Here is a 17,035-nt window from a genome sequence, read left to right as displayed (position 1 = left end):
CGGCCGCGGCGACTGTGAGGTCACGGCCAGGCAAGTTCAAGCCGGCATGGAGGCCCCATTCTCTGGGCCAATGCGGATCAGGCCGGAGTTCCCTCAAGCTCTCGGCGCAGCGCTTCCACCATCGCCACCAGCGCCGGTCCTATTTCGGCATGTGCGCGTTGCTCGGTGATGATCTCGCCGATACCGCCGCAAGTGATGGCGACCAGCGGCGAGCCGTCTCGCGGGCGAAACGGCACGCCGACCGCGTGGATATAGCTGTGCCAGGCGCCGAACGAGGTCACGTAGCCAAGCCGGGCGTACTGGTCGATCGCCTCCTCGATCGCCGTGGCGATCATCGCTGCCTTGTCGGGCTCGGCCTCTTGCAGCGCCCGTACCAGGCTGGGCCGCTCCTCGGGCAGAAGTCCCGCCGCATAGGCCAGCCCCATCGAGGTCTTCCAGATCGGCAGATAGGAACCCGGATTGAGCCGCAGCGTGACCAGGCTCTCCGACCGGCAATTGGCGAGATAGACCATGTTGAGGCTGTCGCGCGTGCCGATCGCCACCGCCGCACCGGTCAGGTCGGCCAGCGGCTGCATCAGCGGCCTTGCTATGTGCACGACGGCGCTGGAGCTCAGTGCCGAATAGCCGAGCGCCACGGTCGCCGGACCCAGGCTGTAACGGCCGAGCTCCTTGTCATAGAGCAGGTAACCCAGTGCGCTGAGTGTGTAGGTGATGCGCGAGACCGTGGCCTTGGGCAGTCCGGTGCGCGCGATGATGTCCTGGTTGCCAAGCGAGGTGTCGCCTGGCCGGAAGGCGCGCAGGATGCCGAGCCCACGCACCAGCGACGTCGAAAGCTGCGCGCCTTCGCCGTCAACTTCCGTCTCGTCCCGGGTCGCTCGCTTGCGCACGCTGGCGGTCTTTCTGGCGGAGTGCCCACCTGTCGGGCCGGTTTCGCCGGCGCGGTGCAGTCAAAAATGAAATTAAATTCCATTTATATTGACAGCGGCTTTTGCAGCCTGTCAATATGCCCCCTCGATGGCATCTTCCAGCGCCTTGTGCCATCTTACGAAGCCCGTCCTTGTGAAGGTAGCCACGTGTCCCGCTATATTTTGCGCCGGCTTATCGCGATGCCGTTCCTGGTGCTTGGCATCGTCACCATCGCTTTTCTGATCACCACGGTGACCAAGGGCGATCCGCTGACGGCAATCGTCGCCGAACAGCAGATGAGCAATCCCGAAGTGGTCGCCGCCGCCAAGGCGCGCTGGGGTTTGGATCGTCCTCTGCCCGAGCGCTATATGATATATCTCGGCAATCTGATGAGCGGCGACCTCGGCACATCCTTCATCACCAAGCGCAATGTCGGCACTGATATTCTCTACCGCCTGCCGGCAACGCTGGAACTGGTCTTCGCCGCCATGATCTTCGGCACCACGCTCGGCATCGTGCTTGGCGTGCTGGCCGCCTATTTCCGCAACAGCCTGATCGACCATGGCGCGCGGCTGTTCGCCTTGTTCGGCTCTTCACTGCCGGTGTTCTGGTCCGGCCTTGGCCTGCTGTTCATCTTCTCGGTCATGCTCAACTGGCTGCCGGGGCCTGGCCGGCTCGACGCCCGGCTGCCGCTGCCGCCCGGCGTCACCGGATTCCTGACCATCGATTCGCTGCTGGCCGGCGACCTCGCCGTCTTCAAGGACGCGGTGTGGCACCTGCTGTTGCCGGCTTTCGTGCTCGGCTGGACGGTGTCTGGAACCATCTCCCGGCTGGTGCGCGCCAACATGCTCGATGTGATGAGCCGCGAATTCGTGCTCACCGCACGCGCCAAGGGCGCAAGCGAATTCCGCGTCGTCATCGTGCATGCGCTGCGCAACACCATGGTGCCGACCCTCACCGTCATCGGCTATTCCTTCGCCTATTTGATCACCGGCGCGGTGCTGACCGAGACCATCTTTTCCTGGCCCGGCATGGGCTCCTATGCCGTGGAGGCGGCCCGCGCGCTCGACTTCCCGGCGATCATCGGCGTCACCATCGTCGGCGGCCTCGCCTTCCTGGTCACCAACCTCGTCACCGACATCCTCTATGTCGTGGCCAATCCGCGGGTGAGGTTGAGCTGATGTCGGCCGTCGTCACCAAATCACGCTCCGCCGGCATTCCCGAATGGCTGACCGCGCCGCTGGTCATCGGCACGGTCGTCATCCTGTTCTGGCTGTTCATGACCGTGTTCGCCAATCTGGTGGTGCGGTTCGATCCACTCGAAATGGTCGCGCGCCGCCTGCAGCCGCCGAGCTGGGCGCACTGGCTGGGCACCGATGCGCTCGGCCGCGACGTGTTGGCCCGCACCTTGCACGGAGCGGCGCATTCGCTGCCGATCGCGGTTCTGGTCGTCGTCTCCGCCGTGGTCATAGGCTCGCTGCTCGGCGCCATTTCCGGCTTCGTCGGCGGCCTGACGGGCGCGGCGATCATGCGGCTTGTCGACATCACCTTGTCCTTCCCGCCAATGCTGCTCGCCATGGCCGTCGCGGCCTCGCTCGGGCCGGGCCTCGGCAATGCGGCCATCGCCATGGTGCTGGTCTGGTGGCCAGTCTATGCCCGGCTGATGCGGGCGCAGGTGCTGGAGGTTAAGGAGCGCGAGCATGTCGAAGCGGCGATCGCCGCCGGCGCCAGGCCAAGCCGCGTCCTGTTCACGCATATATTGCCGCTCTGCTGGACGCCGGTGCTGATCAGCGCGACCATGGATCTCGGCCAGGTCGTGCTGCTTGCCGCATCGCTCAGCTTCATCGGCCTCGGCGCCACGCCGCCGACGCCCGAATGGGGATCGATGATCTCCGACGGCGCCGTGCATTTCTATCAGTGGTGGATCGCCTTCGGCCCCGGCGTCGCCATCCTCACCATCGTGCTCGGCTTCAACTTCATCGGCGACGGCCTGCGCGACATTCTCGATCCAAGGTCGGACTAGGCGATGAGCGCACAGCTATCTTCAGCGCGCTCCGGCGCGGTCGACAAGCCAGGCGAGCGCGAGCCGCTGCTCTCCATTCGCGGCCTGCGGGTCGGGTTCCGCAAGGCGGGCAGCCAGTTCGAGGCGGTGCGCGGCATCGACCTCGACGTCGCCAAGGGCGAGGTGGTCGGCATTGTCGGCGAGTCCGGTTCGGGAAAATCGGTCGGCATGCTTGCCGCTCTCGGCCTGACCTCGAAAAACGCGGTCGTCACCGGCTCCGTCCGGTTCAAGGGGGAAGAACTGGTCGGCAAGCCGGCTCGCGAAATGCGCAAGATCAGGGGCGCGCGCATCGCCATGATCTTCCAGGACCCGCTGTCCTCGCTCAATCCGGTCATGACGGTCGGCGCCCAGATCGCCGAGGCGGTCAGGCTGCATCAGCGCCTGACCCACAAGCAGGCCATGGCGCGCGCGGTCGAATTGCTCAATCTTGTGTCGATCCCGCAGCCGGAGCGCCGGGTCAACCAGTATCCGCATGAATTCTCCGGCGGCATGCGCCAGCGTGCCGTCATCGCCATGGCCGTGGCCAACGATCCTGATCTCTTGATCGCCGACGAGCCGACCACGGCGCTCGACGTGACCGTGCAGGCGCAGATCCTGGCGGTGCTGCGTTCGCTGCAGGAGCGGCTCGGCCTCGGCCTGGTGCTGATCACCCATGATCTCGGCGTCGTCGCCGGCCATGCCGACCGGGTCGCGGTGGTCTATTCCGGCCGTGTCGTCGAGCAGGCTGATGTGTCGGATCTGTTCGCCGATCCGCGCCACCCCTACACGCGCGGCCTCATTGCCTCGATCCCCAATCTTGAGGAAAGCCGCGAGCGGCTGTTCTCCATCGACGGATCGCCGCCCGCGCTCGGCCGTCTGCCCGGCGGCTGCGCCTTCCATCCGCGCTGCATCCATGCCGAGGCGCGCTGCCGGATCGAGGATCCGCCGCTGCATGATATTGGCGGCCGCTTCTCGGCCTGCCATTTCTCGACCACCTTGCCGCCCTTCCACAGCGCTGCGCTGGGGGCGGCTAGCCTGGAGACTGGAAGCGTGGCCCCATGAGCGCAGCAGCGGAACAAATTCAAGCCGAAACCAAGCCTGCGCCTGAAGCTGCACTGTCGGTTCGTCATCTGGTCAAGGATTTCCCGGTTCGCGGCGGCCTCGTCTTCGACCGTGCAATTGCCCATGTGCGGGCGGTTGCCGATGTCTCCTTCGACGTGGCGCCCGGCGAAACGCTGGGCCTCGTCGGCGAATCCGGTTGCGGCAAGTCGACGCTCGGGCGCTGCCTGATGCGGCTGATCGAGCCGACCAGCGGCGAAAGCTGGTTCCGCGGCCAGAACCTTCTGGCGCTGAACCACGAGGACATGCGCCTGATGCGGCGTTACATCCAGCTCGTCTTCCAGGATCCGTACGGTTCGCTGCATCCGCGCATGCGCATCTCCGACAACATCGCCGAACCGCTGCGCATGAGCGACATGTCGAAGGCCGACCGTCGCGCGCGCGTCGCCGAACTGCTCGAACTGGTGCGGCTCAATCCCGAGCACGGCCGCCGCTATCCGCATGAGCTCTCCGGCGGCCAGCGCCAGCGTGTCGTCATCGCCCGCGCGCTCGCGCTCAACCCGCAGGTTGTGATCCTTGACGAGCCTGTCTCGGCGCTCGATGTTTCGGTGCAGGCCGGCGTGCTCAATTTGCTCAGGGATATCCAGCAATCCTTCGGCACGTCCTATCTGTTCATCGCCCACGATCTTTCGGTCGTGCGCCATATCTCGCATCATGTCGCCGTGATGTATCTCGGCAAGATCGTCGAGATCGCGCCGGCGGCCGAGCTCTACTCCCGGTCCCTGCATCCCTACACACAAGCGCTTCTGTCGGCGGTGCCGCTCGCCGACCCGCAGAAGGAGCGCAAGCGCGAGCGGATCGTGCTATCGGGCGACGTGCCGAGCCCGCTCAATCCGCCATCGGGCTGCCGTTTCCGCACACGCTGCTTCAAGGCGCAGGCGATTTGCGCGTCCGTCGAACCGCCGCTCGGACCATCAGGCGAAAAGCACCGCGTCGCCTGCCATTTTCCGGAACCCGTCAACGCCTTCAAGGCTGTCTGACGGGCCGTAAGGCCAGCCGCCGCCGCAAAGGATTTTGATCGTGACTGAAGACCACTCCAGGGATGCCGGCCAGGCAAGCCGTCCGCGCCTGCCACTCGAAGGCATCAAGGTGCTCGACCTCTCGCGTGTGCTTGCCGGTCCGTGGGCAACGATGAGCCTTGCCGATCTCGGCGCCGAGGTCTGGAAGATCGAGAACATCGATGGCGGCGACGACACCAGGGCGTGGTCGGTGCCAAGCTACAAGGGCGTCTCGACCTATTATCTCTGCGCCAATCGCGGCAAGCAGAGCATCGCGCTCGACATGAAAAGCCCTGAAGGACTGGCGATCGTACGTGAACTGGCGGCCAAGGCCGACATCGTCGTCGAGAATTTCCGCTCCGGCACGGCGGACCGTCTTGGCGTCGGCTTCCAGGAGCTCAGCGCGTCCAATCCGCGCCTGATTTACTGCTCGATCTCCGGCTATGGCCAGACTGGGCCCGACGCCGGCCGGCCCGGCTATGACTTCGTCATGCAGGCCGAAAGCGGCCTGATGGCCATCACCGGCGAGAGCGACGGCGAGCCGATGCGCGTCGGCGTCGCCATCACCGACGTCGTCTGCGGCATGGTCGCGACGCAGTCGATCCTGGCTGCCCTTTATGAACGCACCACCACGGGCAAGGGCCAGTTCCTCGACCTGTCGCTGATCGACTGCGCGCTCAGCCTCTTGATCAATGTCGGCAGCGGCTACCTCAACACCGGCCGCGAGGTCGCCCGCTACGGCAACGCGCATCCGACTGTTGTGCCCTACCAGATATTCGAAGCCTCCGATGGCGGCTTTGCGTTGGCGGTCGGCAATGACAAGCAATTCGCCGCGCTGTGCGAAAAGGTCGTCGGCTTGCCGCATCTGGCAAAGGACCCGCGCTTCATCAAGGCAGGAGCGCGGGCCACCAATCGCGAAGCGCTGATCCCCGAATTGGCGAAGGTCTTCAGAGCCAAACCGCGCGACCATTGGATGGCGGCCTGTGCCGCGGCCAGCGTGCCGGCCGGTACGGTGAAGTCGATACCGGAAGTTTTCGACAGCCCCAATGTCCGCGAGCGCGGCCTCGTCCAGACCTTGCCGCATCCGCATCTGGGTTCCGTCGCCATGGTGCGCCCGGCGCAAGGACTGGCGGCACAGCTGACGGCCGACTTCACGGCGCCGCCGATGCTCGGCCAGAACACAGCCTCTGTACTGGCCGACATCCTCGGCTACGGCCCCGAGGCCATCGACCAACTGGCCGGCTCCGGTGCCATAGGCATCTACACGCCCGCCGCCGAGCCTGTTCCCGCCTGACCTTTCACGGAGCCTGCCATGTATCCTGACGTCCATCTCCACATAGACGGCTCGTGGCGCCCGGCTCGCGGCGGCCGCACAATGCCCGTGATCAATCCGGCGACGGAGGCCGAGCTTGGTTCGCTCGCCCATGCAGGCATCGACGATCTCGACGAAGCGCTCGCCGCCGCCGCGAAGGGGTTCGACGCCTGGCGGCGTGTCTCGCCTTTCGACCGCTCCAGGCTGATGCGCAAGGCCGCGGACATCCTGCGCGAGCGCAACGAACATATCGCGACGCTGATGACCCTGGAGCAAGGCAAGCCGATTGCCGAATCGCGCATGGAAGCGTTCGCCGCCGCCGACATCATCGACTGGTTCGCCGAGGAAGCGCGCCGCGCCTATGGCCGCATCGTGCCGGCGCGCCTCGAGGGCGTCAGCCAGTCGGTGGTCAAGGAGCCCGTCGGCCCGGTCGCCGCCTTCACGCCGTGGAATTTCCCGCTCAACCAGGCGGTGCGCAAACTGTCCGCCGCTCTTGCAGCCGGTTGCTCGATCATCATCAAGGGACCGGAAGAAACGCCGGCTTCGCCCGCCGAACTGGTGCGCGCCTTTGTCGATGCCGGCCTGCCCGACGGGGTCTTGAACCTCGTCTACGGCACGCCGTCGGAAATCTCGGCCTATCTCATCCCGCATCCGGTGATCCGCAAGATCTCCTTCACCGGTTCGACGCCTGTCGGCAAGCAACTGGCGTCGCTCGCCGGCCTGCACATGAAACGCGCGACGATGGAATTGGGCGGTCACGCGCCGGTCATCGTCCTGCCCGACGCCGACCTCGACCGCGCCGCCCGCGTGATGGTGGCGTCGAAATTCCGCAATGCCGGCCAGATCTGCGTCGCGCCGACACGCTTCCTCGTCGATCGCGCCGTCTATGACGATTTCGTCGGCCGCTTCGCCGAGGCGACAAGCCGGATCAAGGTCGGCGATGGCTTCGCCGAAGGCACGACCATGGGGCCGCTCGCCAATCCTCGCCGTGTCCAGGCGATGGAAGAACTGGTCCACGACGCCGTGCAGAAAGGCGCCGAACTCGTCACCGGCGGCAAGCGCATCGGCAATTCAGGCTATTTCTTCGAGCCGACCATCCTGTCTGGCGTCGGCACCGACGCCCGAGCCATGAACGAGGAGCCGTTCGGCCCGCTGGCGCTGATGACGCCGGTGAGTGGACTGGACGAGGCTCTGGCCGAAGCCAACCGGCTGAATTATGGGCTCGCCGCCTATGGCTTCACCCGCTCGGCGGCAAGTGCCGCGAAGATGTCGTCGGGCATTGCCAGCGGCATGGTGTCGATCAACCATTATGGCCTGGCGCTGCCGGAGGTGCCGTTCGGCGGCATCAACGATTCCGGCAACGGCACCGAAGGCGGCACCGATGCTCTGGAGAGCTATCTGAACTCGAAGTTCGTCTCGCATCTGCAGGTCGACTGAGCAATTACAGGAAAGACCGGACCGGTTACTTCTGCTGGCCGTACGTCTTGTAGCGCCCACGAATGGCTGCAAGCTCGCTGCCCTCGATCAGCACCGGCGTGCCGGCGCCGCGTGCGAGCAGATATTGCCGTGCCAGGGTTTCGAGCTTGATGGTGCGGATCAGCGCCGTGTCGAGATCGCCGGCGAAGGCGATCATGCCGTGATTGGCGAGCAGGCAGGCATTGCGGTCCTTGAGCGCCACAACAGCCACCTTGGCCAGTTCGCTTGACGCAAACAGCGCATAGTCCGAACAGCGCACATCGTCGCCGCCGAAACCCGCCACCATGTAGTGGAACAGCGGCAGTCCCTCGCGCAGGCAGGACAGCGCCACGCAATGGTCGGGATGGGCATGCACCACGGCGCCGGCCTCCGGGAAGGCCTTGTAGATCTCGGCATGCATCTCCCATTCGCTCGACGGCTTGAAGGCGCCCTCCCAGGATCCGTCGAGCCGCATCGCCACCATCTGTTCCGGCCGCAGCGCGCTCGTGGCAATTCCCGTCGGCGTGATCAGCATGCCGCCTGCCGTGCGCACGCTGATATTGCCCGTGGTGCCGACATTCATCCCGCTGGCGTCCAGCGTCTCGGTCGCGGCGATCAGTTTGGCGCGTGCGGTCTCGGTATCCATCACGAAGTCTTTCCAGTCCTTGGCTCGATGGTTGGCTTTGCCGGCGGCCATGTGTCGATCGCGGGCGCGATGGTGGTGGCTCGCGTCATGTCCCGCAGCACGTCGGCGAAGATGTAGGTGCCGCCGAGCTTCCCGGATTTCAGCATCAGCGCCAGCGGATCGTCGGGCAGGCCGGGGACGTCGGCGATGGCGCGCGACAGGCCGGGGCCTTCATAGGCGCCCATGGCGATGCGGATGATGCCGAGCGCCTTGACCACCGAGCCGGCCGTCTCGCCGCCGGCGACGACCAGCCGCCGCACGCCGAGATCGCGCACCAGGATTTGCGCAATCCCGGCCAGTATCTCTTCCGCCCGCGCCGCCACCACGTCGCGGCCATGCGCCTGCTGCAGCGTCTCGACCGTCGCCTGCGGTGCGGTCGTGGCGATCGCGATCATCGCACCGGGCAGATGCCGTCCTGCAAAGGCGCGCGCTTGCGCGATGACATCCTTGCCGCGAAAAGCCTCGGCGAGATCGATCGTCAGCACCGGATTGTTTTGCGCGAAGCGTTCGAGCTGTTCGATGGTGCGATCGGCGACACTGCCGGCCAGCACCGCCGCCGGACCATTGACTGCCGGCAGGCTGGCCGCAACGAGATCGTCTCGGCTCAGCAGCCCGTGTGACATCCAGGCCGGTGGCAGATGCGCCACGACCGAGGAGTTGCCGGTCATCAGCGGCAAGTCGAAGGCGGCTTGCGCGATCGCCGCCAGGTCGCGCTCGCGGAGCGTGTCGGTGACCAGCAGCGTCTCGCCGCGCGCGCTTTTCTCCCGCACGGCGTCGCGGATGGCTTCCGGGCCGGCATCGATGGTGAGCCAGGGCACCAGCCCTGCCTTGCCCCTGCTTTGCGCCTGCAGCACGCGGACCAGGTTGGAATCCGTCATCGGTGTCAGCGGATCGAAGCGCTTGGGCGATTCGGCCAGCAATTGCGCACCGCCGAACATATGCCCCTGGTAGACCGTGCGGCCGGTCTCGCACAACGCCGGTGCAAACAGCGTCACGCCGCCGCCCAGCCGTTCGAGCAGCGCTTCCGCGCAGGGGCCGATATTGCCGGCCGGCGTGGAATCGAAGGTGGCGCAATATTTGAAGAAGATCTGCCGCGCGCCCGCTTCGGCCAGTCGGTCGGCGGCCTCGAGCACCTGGCGCACCGCGTCGCCGGCAGCGATGACGCGGGTTTTCAGCAGGATCACATGGGCAAGATTGCCCGACGGGATCGCCGCTTCGAGCCCGACCGTGCAGCCGGTCGGAATGCCCCTGGCCACCAGCATCGACGCCAGTTCGGTGCCGCCGGTCAGATCGTCGGCAATGGCGCCGAACAACAGGGAAGGCGTCGAGGCGGTCATGCGCTTCGTCTCATTTTTGCGTGTCCGACGTCGATGGTCAGGCGGCTTGTGATATCATATACACAGCCCGCTCGACTCAGGCGACGCCTGCGGCCCTGCAAGGACGGAGACTGGATGTGACTGCTTCCATCGCGCCGATCGCGCGCGACAATCTGACGACACGCGTCTACGAAGAGCTGCGCCGCGCCATGATGGAGGGCCGTTTCTGGCCCGGCCATCGCTTCAAGATCCGCGACCTCGCCGCCAGTCTTCAGGTTTCCGAAACGCCGGTGCGCGAGGCGTTGATGCAACTGGTCCGTGAAAAGGGCCTGGAGATGGAGGCGGGCCGGTCGATCACCGTCGCCCAGCTGTCGCTCGCCCAATATCTGGAGCTGCGCAGCATCCGCCTGCATCTCGAAGGCATGGCCGGCGCCGCAGCGACAACGCGCATCGAGCCGCGCGAGATCGACCGTCTGACGGCGGTGCATGAGAGGCTGATCGACGACGAGGACAATGGCCGCTGGTTCGAGGCCGTCCGCGACAATTGGGAATTCCACCACTCGATCTACCAGGCGGCGGGCATGCCGGAACTGCTCGCCATCATCGAGGGCATCTGGCTGCGCAACGGCCCGCTGGTCAACTACCAGTACCCGAACGCCAGGCCGACCTATGACGGCCGGCACCGTCATCTCGACATACTCGACGCGCTGCGCGCACGCGACGAGAACGGTGTGCGCAAGGGCATCCAGCAGGACATGATCGAAGGCGGCCGGCTGCTGGTCAAGGTTCTGGAAAGGCTGAACGACGGTTCGGTCACGCCTGAGGAACTGCGCCGCGCCGCGCAGAACGGCCGCCTGGTCTCGGCGGCCGGCTGAGCGATCCTTTCTCCCCAAACGCATCGGCACCGGCTCATGCCACCTGCGCGGCCGCGGCCATGCCGGCATCGGCGGCGTGAAGCGCAAGGTCGACGTCCCCGGCGGTGTGCGCGGCGCTCAGGAACATATTGTGCCGGGGATGGAAATAGGCGCCTTCGCGCAAGGCCGCCGAGCAGAAGGCATCGGCCTTACTGAATTCGGCATCGCCGTCGAACAGCACCATCGGCATCGACACTGGCCCGGTCTGGCGAAGCAAAAGGCCATGCTTCCTGGCGGCAGCGTCAAGGCCGGAGCGCAACCTCTCACCGGCGGCATTCATGCTGGCGATCGCATTGGTGTCGCGCAGCGTCTTGATGGTGGCGATCGCCGCGGCCATGGCGACGGCGCCATACCAGAACGAGCCCGTCACATAGACTTTTGTCGCGGCCTCGCGGAACCGGTCCGTGCCGGTGATGGCGGCCAGCGGATAGCCATTGGCGATAGCCTTCGAGAAGGCGGAAAGATCCGGCCGCACGCCGAGGGGCTCCCAGCTCCCGGCGAGATCGATGCGGAACCCGGCACGGACGTCGTCGACGATCAGTGCCGCGTCGGCGGCCGTGGTGAGTTCCCGCGCGCGCTTGGCGAAGGCGGCGGTCGGCAGTTCCTGGTCGCGGGCGATATCGTGCCGGAAGGCGGTGACGACAACGGCGGCAAGATCGTTGCCGGCCTGCTCGACGGCGGCTTCCAGGCTGGCAACGTCATTGTAGTCGAAATGGATCAGGTGGGCGCGATCCTCGGCGGTGACGCCGGCGAGCGAGGGCGTGCACCACGGCACCGCGCCGTGATAGGAGCCGCGCGCCACCAGCACCTTGCGCCGGCCGGTGCCGGCGCGCGCGATGGTGACGCAGGCCGTGGTGGCGTCGGTGCCGTTCTTCTGCAGCATCGCCCAGTCGGCATGCGCCACGGTCTTGACCAGCAGTTCGGCGAGTTCGACCAGCACTTCGCCCGGGCCGTTCATGGCGTCGCCCAGGCTGCGTTGCCGCGCCGCCGCTTCCTCGACCACGCGATGGTGATGGCCGAGGATGTTGGGACCCCAACTGCACATCAGGTCGATGTATTCGCGCCCGTCGACATCCCAGACCCTGCAGCCGTCGGCGCGCTCGAAGAATTGCGGATAGGCGGAGCCGAGATAGCGCGTGGACATGTGCCCCCACATGCCGCCCGGAATGACCGAGGCCGCGCGCTCGCGCAGCAGCTGGTCCTTGGAGTTGATCAGGGAAGGCATGGCGAGGTCTCCGCTCATTGATATATCATATATTAATTCTGGATACTGGAAGCGCAGGATGTTCCGATCTTCCAGGGTGGAGAAACGGGGAGGCGACCATGCGCCTCCCCGTCATCTTTTCGCTCAGTGGCTGAGTTCGGCCAGCGGCAGGTTGCAGCAGGCGCTGTAGCGCACGCCCTTGACGTCGGACTTGTAGGCCAGGATCAGGTTCGGGCTGACCAGCGGCAGGATGACCCTGTCCTTGATCATCTCCTCGCCGGCTTGGTGCCAGAGCTTGGCGGCCTCGTCGCCGCTCGCGGCGAGCGCCGCCTTGTAGAGCTCGGACTCCTTCGGGTTGAGCACCGAAGGCTCGCGTTCCGCGCCGGCGCGCCGCGCCCACGGGCTGCCCTTGGTCATGGCGAAATACTCGATGTACTGCGAGGTGCCGTAATAGTCCGGCGCGTAGAACACCGCGGTCATCGGGATGCCGTCGCCGTTGATCCGCTCGCGCCAGTTGGCGAAGGGGATCGGCTGCAGATCGAGCTTGATGTTGACCTTGGCCAGGTCCTGCTGGACCTTCTGCATCAGGAGCGACAGGTCGACGCCATAGACGTTCATGCCCGGGAACGCCGCTTCCATCTCGAAGCCGTCGGCATGGCCGGCCTTGGCCAGCAGCTCCTTTGCCTTGGCAAGATCATAGGGCTGCGCCTCGAAGCCCGAGCCGCCGGGGAAGCCGAGCGGGATCGGTGCACTGATCAGCTGGCCCTCGGAGCCGATGGTGAAGTCGAGGATGCTCGGGCGGTCGAGCGCAAGCGAGATCGCCTCGCGCACCTCGGGCGTCAACGGCACCTTGTTGGCCTTGGCGCCAGGTGACAGCGCGACATAGATGAAGTTGTAGGACGGCACGGTCTCGATCTTGACGTCGCTGCCCGTCATCGTCTTGGCGGTATCCGGGTCGATCTGCATGGCGATGTCGGCGGTGCCGCTCTGCAGCATCTGCGCCTGCGCCACAGCGTCCTTGGTCTGGCGGATGACGACTTCGCTCAGTGCCGGCGCCTTGCGCCAGTACTTGTCGTTGCGCACCAGGCGCACTTCCGAGTTGGGCTCATAGGATTTCAGCACGAACGGCGCGCTGCCGGCCGAATGCGCCAGGAACCAGGCCTCGGCATTGTCCGTGGTCGAGGCGTCCGCACCGGCCTTGGCACCGGCCTCGGAAGCAACCTTGCTGTTGACGACAGCCGTATAGGGCGCCGCCGCGATGTTGAGGAATTCCGAACTCGGCGCCACCATCTTGACGACGACCGTATGCGCGTCCGGTGTCTCGATCGAGGCGACATTGTCCATCAGGAACGAGGCGCTGCCCTTGAGGTTCTTCAGCCTCTCCCACGACCATTTCACGTCCTTGGCTTCGACTGGCGAACCGTCGGAGAACTTGGCGGCCGGGTCGAGCGTGAAGGTGAAGCTGGTCTGGTCGGCATTGCCTTCCCACTTGGAGGCCAAGAGCGGGACCAGCTTGTTGTCCTTGTCCAGCGTCAGCAGCGATTCGTAGACGCTGGAATTGTAGATCTGGCAGGTATCGCAGAAGGCGCGGTGCGGATCGAGCGAGTTGAGGTCGATGTTGCGCGCGATGACCAGCGGCTTCTGGTCCTGAGCGAAGGTCGACGGCGCCCAGAAGGCGCTGGTGGCCATAAGCACGGCCGCCAGCATCGTCGCTCTGGTCCTGGTTCTCGGTAGGATGTTCATGTCAGTTCTCCCATTTTCTTGTCGGATCTTTGTGGCAATGCATCAGCTCTACCCGCTCACGCCGGTGAGGGATCGAAGAGCGGCCTTGAGCTTGTCAGCGCCGCCCAGTGCGGCCCGGTTGAGCGGGGCCGATACGACGGGAGCCGAAAGGCTGCCCGTCACATGCAGGACCTGGTGGTCGAGATAGTCGAACACGCGGTCCTGAATCTCCTGTGTCAGCCGTCCGCCGAGCGACAGTCCGCGCTGTACCTGCTCGACGACGGCGACACGGTTGGTCTTGCGGATGGAGGCTTCCACCAGCTGCCAGTCGAGCCCGGTCGGGTCGAGGCTGCGCAGGTCGATGATCTCGGCATCGACGCCGGTCTCCTCGGCCACCTGCCTGGCAACGGACACCATGCTGGCCGAGGTGAGCAAAGTGCAGGCACTGCCTGGCCTGACGATCTTCGCCTTGCCGAGCCGAACGCAATAGTCTCGGTCATCGGTCGGAACGGGCCCCTCGCTCGGGAACAGTTCGACATGCTCGATGACGACGACCGGGTCATCGCATTTCAGCGCCGAATTCATCAGGCCGACATAGTCGAAGGGCGTCGTCGGCGCGACGATGCGCCAACCGGGATAGAGTGCGAACAGCCCGGACGGATCGCCCGAATGCTGCGAGCCGTAGCCGGTGTGCGGCGAGACGCGCACCCTGACCACGATCGGTACCGGGAAGCCGCCGCCGAACATGTGCCGCACCTTGCTGACCGCATTGAAAAGCTGGTCGGCGGCGACCAGGCAGAAGTCGCCGAACATGATCTCGACGATCGGCCGCAGGCCGCACAGGGCCGCGCCCAGCGCCACGCCGACGAAACCGTTCTCGGCGATCGGCATCGCCAGCACGCGCTCAGGCCACCGCTCCAGCGCGCCCTTGGTGGCGCCGGAGACGCCGCCGCGCAGCCGATGCACATCCTCGCCCATGATGATGATGCGCGGGTCCTGCTCCATGGCGCGCGCGATCACGTCCGATGCGGCAACCATGAACTTGACCGGCCTGGTCTCGGCCGGCGGCACATCCTCGATCTCCAGGAAGCGTTCGTCCCTGAGTTCCGAAAGGTCGCCGCGGATCTGGTCGTCGACTTCATCGGGGCTTGGCCACAGATGGTCGGGAATGCGCAGCGCGTTGCCGCTCATTTCGGTCAGCGAGTCGGCGGCGGTGTTGACCACCTCCATGACGCGCTGGTCGAGCGTGGCGAGGTCGGAGGCATCGAGGATGCCCATCGTCTTCAGCCGCGCGGCCATCGTCGCGAGCGGGTCGCGCGCTTTCCAGACGTCCTCCTCGGCGCGTGTGCGATAGCCGAACTCGCTGCCCGGCCGCGCGCCGCTCTGGTGCAGGAAACGGTAGCAAATCGCCTCGACCAGCACAGGCCCGCCGTCTTCCTCGATCACCCGGCGCGCCTCGCGCATGGCGTGATGGACCGCCACCACATCCATGCCGTCGCATTCGATGCCGCGAAAGCCCAGCATCGGGCCACGTGACGCCAGCCGCGTCTCGCGCGTCTGTTCGTTGACATGGGTGGAGACGGCATAAAAGTTGTTCTCGGCGAAGAAGATCACCGGCAGCCGGTAGAGCGCGGCGATGTTCATCGCCTCATAGGCCGGTCCGGCCATCATCGTTCCGTCGCCGAAGAAGGCGACCGAAATGTTGCCGGTGCCGAGCAGCTTGTCGGCCAGCGCATAGCCCGCCGCATGTGGCAGGTTGCCGCCGATGATGGCGCTGGTGCCGGGAATGCCGGAAGCATCGTCGCGCATATGCATCGAGCCGCCGCGGCCGCCGCAGTAACCCGCGTTGAGCCCCATGATCTCGGCCATCAGGCCCCGCACGGATCCCTGCATGTCCGCACTGAAAGCGTCGTGCAGCGGGTTGAACCCGGCCGGTGTCTGTGCGTTGACGAGCTTGGCCAGCACCTGATGATGGGCGCGATGCGTACCGTTGATGCGGTCGCCGGTGCCAAGCATCGACATGGCGCCGACCGCCGTCGCTTCCTGCCCGATGCTTGCGTGTGCGGGACCGTGCACCAGTCCGGCATTGGCGAGGTCGAGCACCTTTTCCTCGAAACGGCGGATGAGCAGCATCTGGTGATACCAGCGCACGAGGTTCGAGACCTCGGCGGCGTTCCAGTCGGACTCGTCGACGTCGAGCCGCAACCAGGGCGCTGATGGCTGGATCGCTGTCTGCTGAACCATGTATGCTAGTTCCGTTTCGGTAGATGATATATCAAATATTGTCTCAGTCGATCGTATCAGACGATTTTCTCGGCACGACACTGGCCTTCGGGGTTCGGCAGGTAAATGGAATTAAATTTCATTTTCTGCGCAACGCCGAGACTAAGCCGGGACGGCGCGGTTCCGCAAGTGGAATTTTGAGGCGCGTGATCGGATCGTTTCGGCGGCACCGGAGGCCACTTGGCGCAGACATTGGAGGCCGGCTACCGGTCGGCCCGGTGCTGGAAAAACTGCAGGAACAATTCCCGCTCGGTGGTGATGTCGAGCTTCTCATAGATGCGCCGGCGGTGGTTCTTGACGGTGCCGACGGTGATGCCGAGGCGCTCGGCGATGTTGGCCGTCGGATGGCCGGCCAGGATCAGCTGCACCAGCTCGCGCTCGCGCAGCGACAGTTCCGGCCAAAGGCTCGTCGGGATGGTCGGCTCCTGCCTGGGTGAGGCGCCTGGACCGGTTGGCGCCGACGTGCGAAGGAACGCTCGTCCGCGCGCCTTGATGTCGAGCGCGTGCAGTGCCTCGAACACCGGCAGCCGCTCGTCCAGAAGGGCGATCTCGCTTTCCTTGAACGCGCTGGTCGATCGGTCGAGGAAGATGCCGAGGCACCAGTCGCCGCCATCGGCGAGCATGATGCCGACCTCGTCGCAGATCTCCGATTGCGTCAGGAAGCCGGCTATGTACTGGCCGCGCTTCGCCTCGTCGTCGGCAAACCGCTTCAACGGCATGATGCCCAATCGGCGCTCGCGCCGCCAGGAGGCATAGAACGGGTCGAAGACGTAGTAGCTGGCGAGATAGCGTTGGACCATCTCGTCGGAGAAGCGCCGGTGCTTGACGAATTCCGGTGTCCGGGTCGTCGAGTAGCGCGTCACCGTGACAAGGTCGTGATCGATGTCGGCGCCGATCAGATCGATCAGGCAGTCGACATGCTTGTCCGTGCCGGTGGCGGCGATCGCCCTTGCGAGCGGCGCCCAGATATTGCCCATGCGCATGCCTCTTTGTCGGTGACGAGTCCCCGCCCGTCATTGTGCCTTTAGGCATATGGCGCGATCCGCGCGATCGAATCTAGCCTGCGGTCATTCTCGAAGA

The 17,035-nt window shown here is 65.5% G+C and carries 14 protein-coding genes; 7 read left to right on the top strand and 7 right to left on the bottom strand.

All coding sequences use genetic code 11. The annotated features are described in order from the left end of the window. Positions 1–77: 77 nt before the first annotated feature. On the bottom strand, positions 78–887 hold the full coding sequence (locus EB230_RS01390; RefSeq protein ID WP_056569367.1) for an IclR family transcriptional regulator: 810 nt from the start codon (positions 885–887) through the stop codon (positions 78–80). Positions 888–1,073: 186 nt separating this feature from the next. Between EB230_RS01390 and EB230_RS01385 the strand changes: the two genes are divergently transcribed. From EB230_RS01385 to EB230_RS01360, 6 genes are read left to right on the top strand one after another with little or no spacing between them, the layout of a single operon-like run. Continuing rightward, the gene (locus EB230_RS01385; protein ID WP_056569370.1) at positions 1,074–2,087 is read left to right on the top strand and encodes an ABC transporter permease; all 1,014 of its coding nucleotides are present in this window, start codon (positions 1,074–1,076) and stop codon (positions 2,085–2,087) included. Beyond that, positions 2,087–2,929: an ABC transporter permease gene (locus EB230_RS01380; RefSeq protein ID WP_081294940.1), complete on the top strand. Its 843-nt coding sequence runs from the start codon at positions 2,087–2,089 to the stop codon at positions 2,927–2,929. The genes EB230_RS01385 and EB230_RS01380 overlap by 1 nt, the downstream gene beginning before the upstream one ends. 3 nt (positions 2,930–2,932) lie before the next feature. Then, complete coding sequence (locus EB230_RS01375) at positions 2,933–4,009, top strand: ABC transporter ATP-binding protein (protein ID WP_081294939.1); 1,077 nt, start codon at positions 2,933–2,935, stop codon at positions 4,007–4,009. Continuing rightward, entirely contained in the window at positions 4,006–5,046 is a 1,041-nt protein-coding gene (locus tag EB230_RS01370; protein WP_056569373.1) for an oligopeptide/dipeptide ABC transporter ATP-binding protein, read from the top strand. The genes EB230_RS01375 and EB230_RS01370 overlap by 4 nt, the downstream gene beginning before the upstream one ends. Positions 5,047–5,086: 40 nt before the next feature. Then, positions 5,087–6,358: a CaiB/BaiF CoA-transferase family protein gene (locus EB230_RS01365; protein WP_056570369.1), complete on the top strand. Its 1,272-nt coding sequence runs from the start codon at positions 5,087–5,089 to the stop codon at positions 6,356–6,358. 18 nt (positions 6,359–6,376) lie between these two features. Next, the gene (locus EB230_RS01360) at positions 6,377–7,813 is read left to right on the top strand and encodes an NAD-dependent succinate-semialdehyde dehydrogenase (RefSeq protein WP_172371104.1); all 1,437 of its coding nucleotides are present in this window, start codon (positions 6,377–6,379) and stop codon (positions 7,811–7,813) included. A gap of 25 nt (positions 7,814–7,838) precedes the next feature. Here the strand turns inward: EB230_RS01360 and EB230_RS01355 are convergent, their stop codons facing one another. Beyond that, positions 7,839–8,477 (bottom strand): class II aldolase/adducin family protein, encoded by a 639-nt coding sequence (locus EB230_RS01355; protein ID WP_056569377.1) that lies wholly within the window; start codon positions 8,475–8,477, stop codon positions 7,839–7,841. Continuing rightward, the gene (gene otnK, locus EB230_RS01350; protein WP_056569381.1) at positions 8,477–9,853 is read right to left on the bottom strand and encodes a 3-oxo-tetronate kinase; all 1,377 of its coding nucleotides are present in this window, start codon (positions 9,851–9,853) and stop codon (positions 8,477–8,479) included. Before otnK ends, EB230_RS01355 begins: the two co-directional genes overlap by 1 nt. A gap of 116 nt (positions 9,854–9,969) precedes the next feature. On the opposite strand from otnK, the gene EB230_RS01345 reads away from it, so the two are divergent. After that, positions 9,970–10,707, top strand: a complete 738-nt coding sequence (locus EB230_RS01345) for a GntR family transcriptional regulator (protein ID WP_065005413.1) — start codon at positions 9,970–9,972, stop codon at positions 10,705–10,707. Positions 10,708–10,741: 34 nt separating this feature from the next. Here the strand turns inward: EB230_RS01345 and EB230_RS01340 are convergent, their stop codons facing one another. The 4 genes from EB230_RS01340 to EB230_RS01325 all read right to left on the bottom strand — a co-directional run bounded on the left by EB230_RS01340 (position 10,742) and on the right by EB230_RS01325 (position 16,938). Continuing rightward, positions 10,742–11,971, bottom strand: a complete 1,230-nt coding sequence (locus EB230_RS01340; protein ID WP_081295044.1) for an aminotransferase class III-fold pyridoxal phosphate-dependent enzyme — start codon at positions 11,969–11,971, stop codon at positions 10,742–10,744. Between the two features lie 123 nt (positions 11,972–12,094). Further along, on the bottom strand, positions 12,095–13,639 hold the full coding sequence (locus tag EB230_RS01335) for an ABC transporter substrate-binding protein (protein WP_244494034.1): 1,545 nt from the start codon (positions 13,637–13,639) through the stop codon (positions 12,095–12,097). 102 nt (positions 13,640–13,741) lie between these two features. Then, positions 13,742–15,916, bottom strand: a complete 2,175-nt coding sequence (locus tag EB230_RS01330) for an alpha-ketoacid dehydrogenase subunit alpha/beta (protein ID WP_056569387.1) — start codon at positions 15,914–15,916, stop codon at positions 13,742–13,744. 242 nt (positions 15,917–16,158) lie between these two features. Continuing rightward, positions 16,159–16,938 carry a helix-turn-helix transcriptional regulator gene (locus tag EB230_RS01325; RefSeq protein WP_056569390.1) on the bottom strand — a complete coding sequence of 260 codons (780 nt, stop codon included), beginning with the start codon at positions 16,936–16,938 and terminating at the stop codon, positions 16,159–16,161. Positions 16,939–17,035: the final 97 nt, after the last annotated feature.

This window comes from Mesorhizobium sp. NZP2234 (assembly GCF_013170765.1).
Lineage (GTDB): Bacteria > Pseudomonadota > Alphaproteobacteria > Rhizobiales > Rhizobiaceae > Mesorhizobium > Mesorhizobium loti_D.
This window is presented reverse-complemented; position numbering and strand designations above follow the sequence as displayed.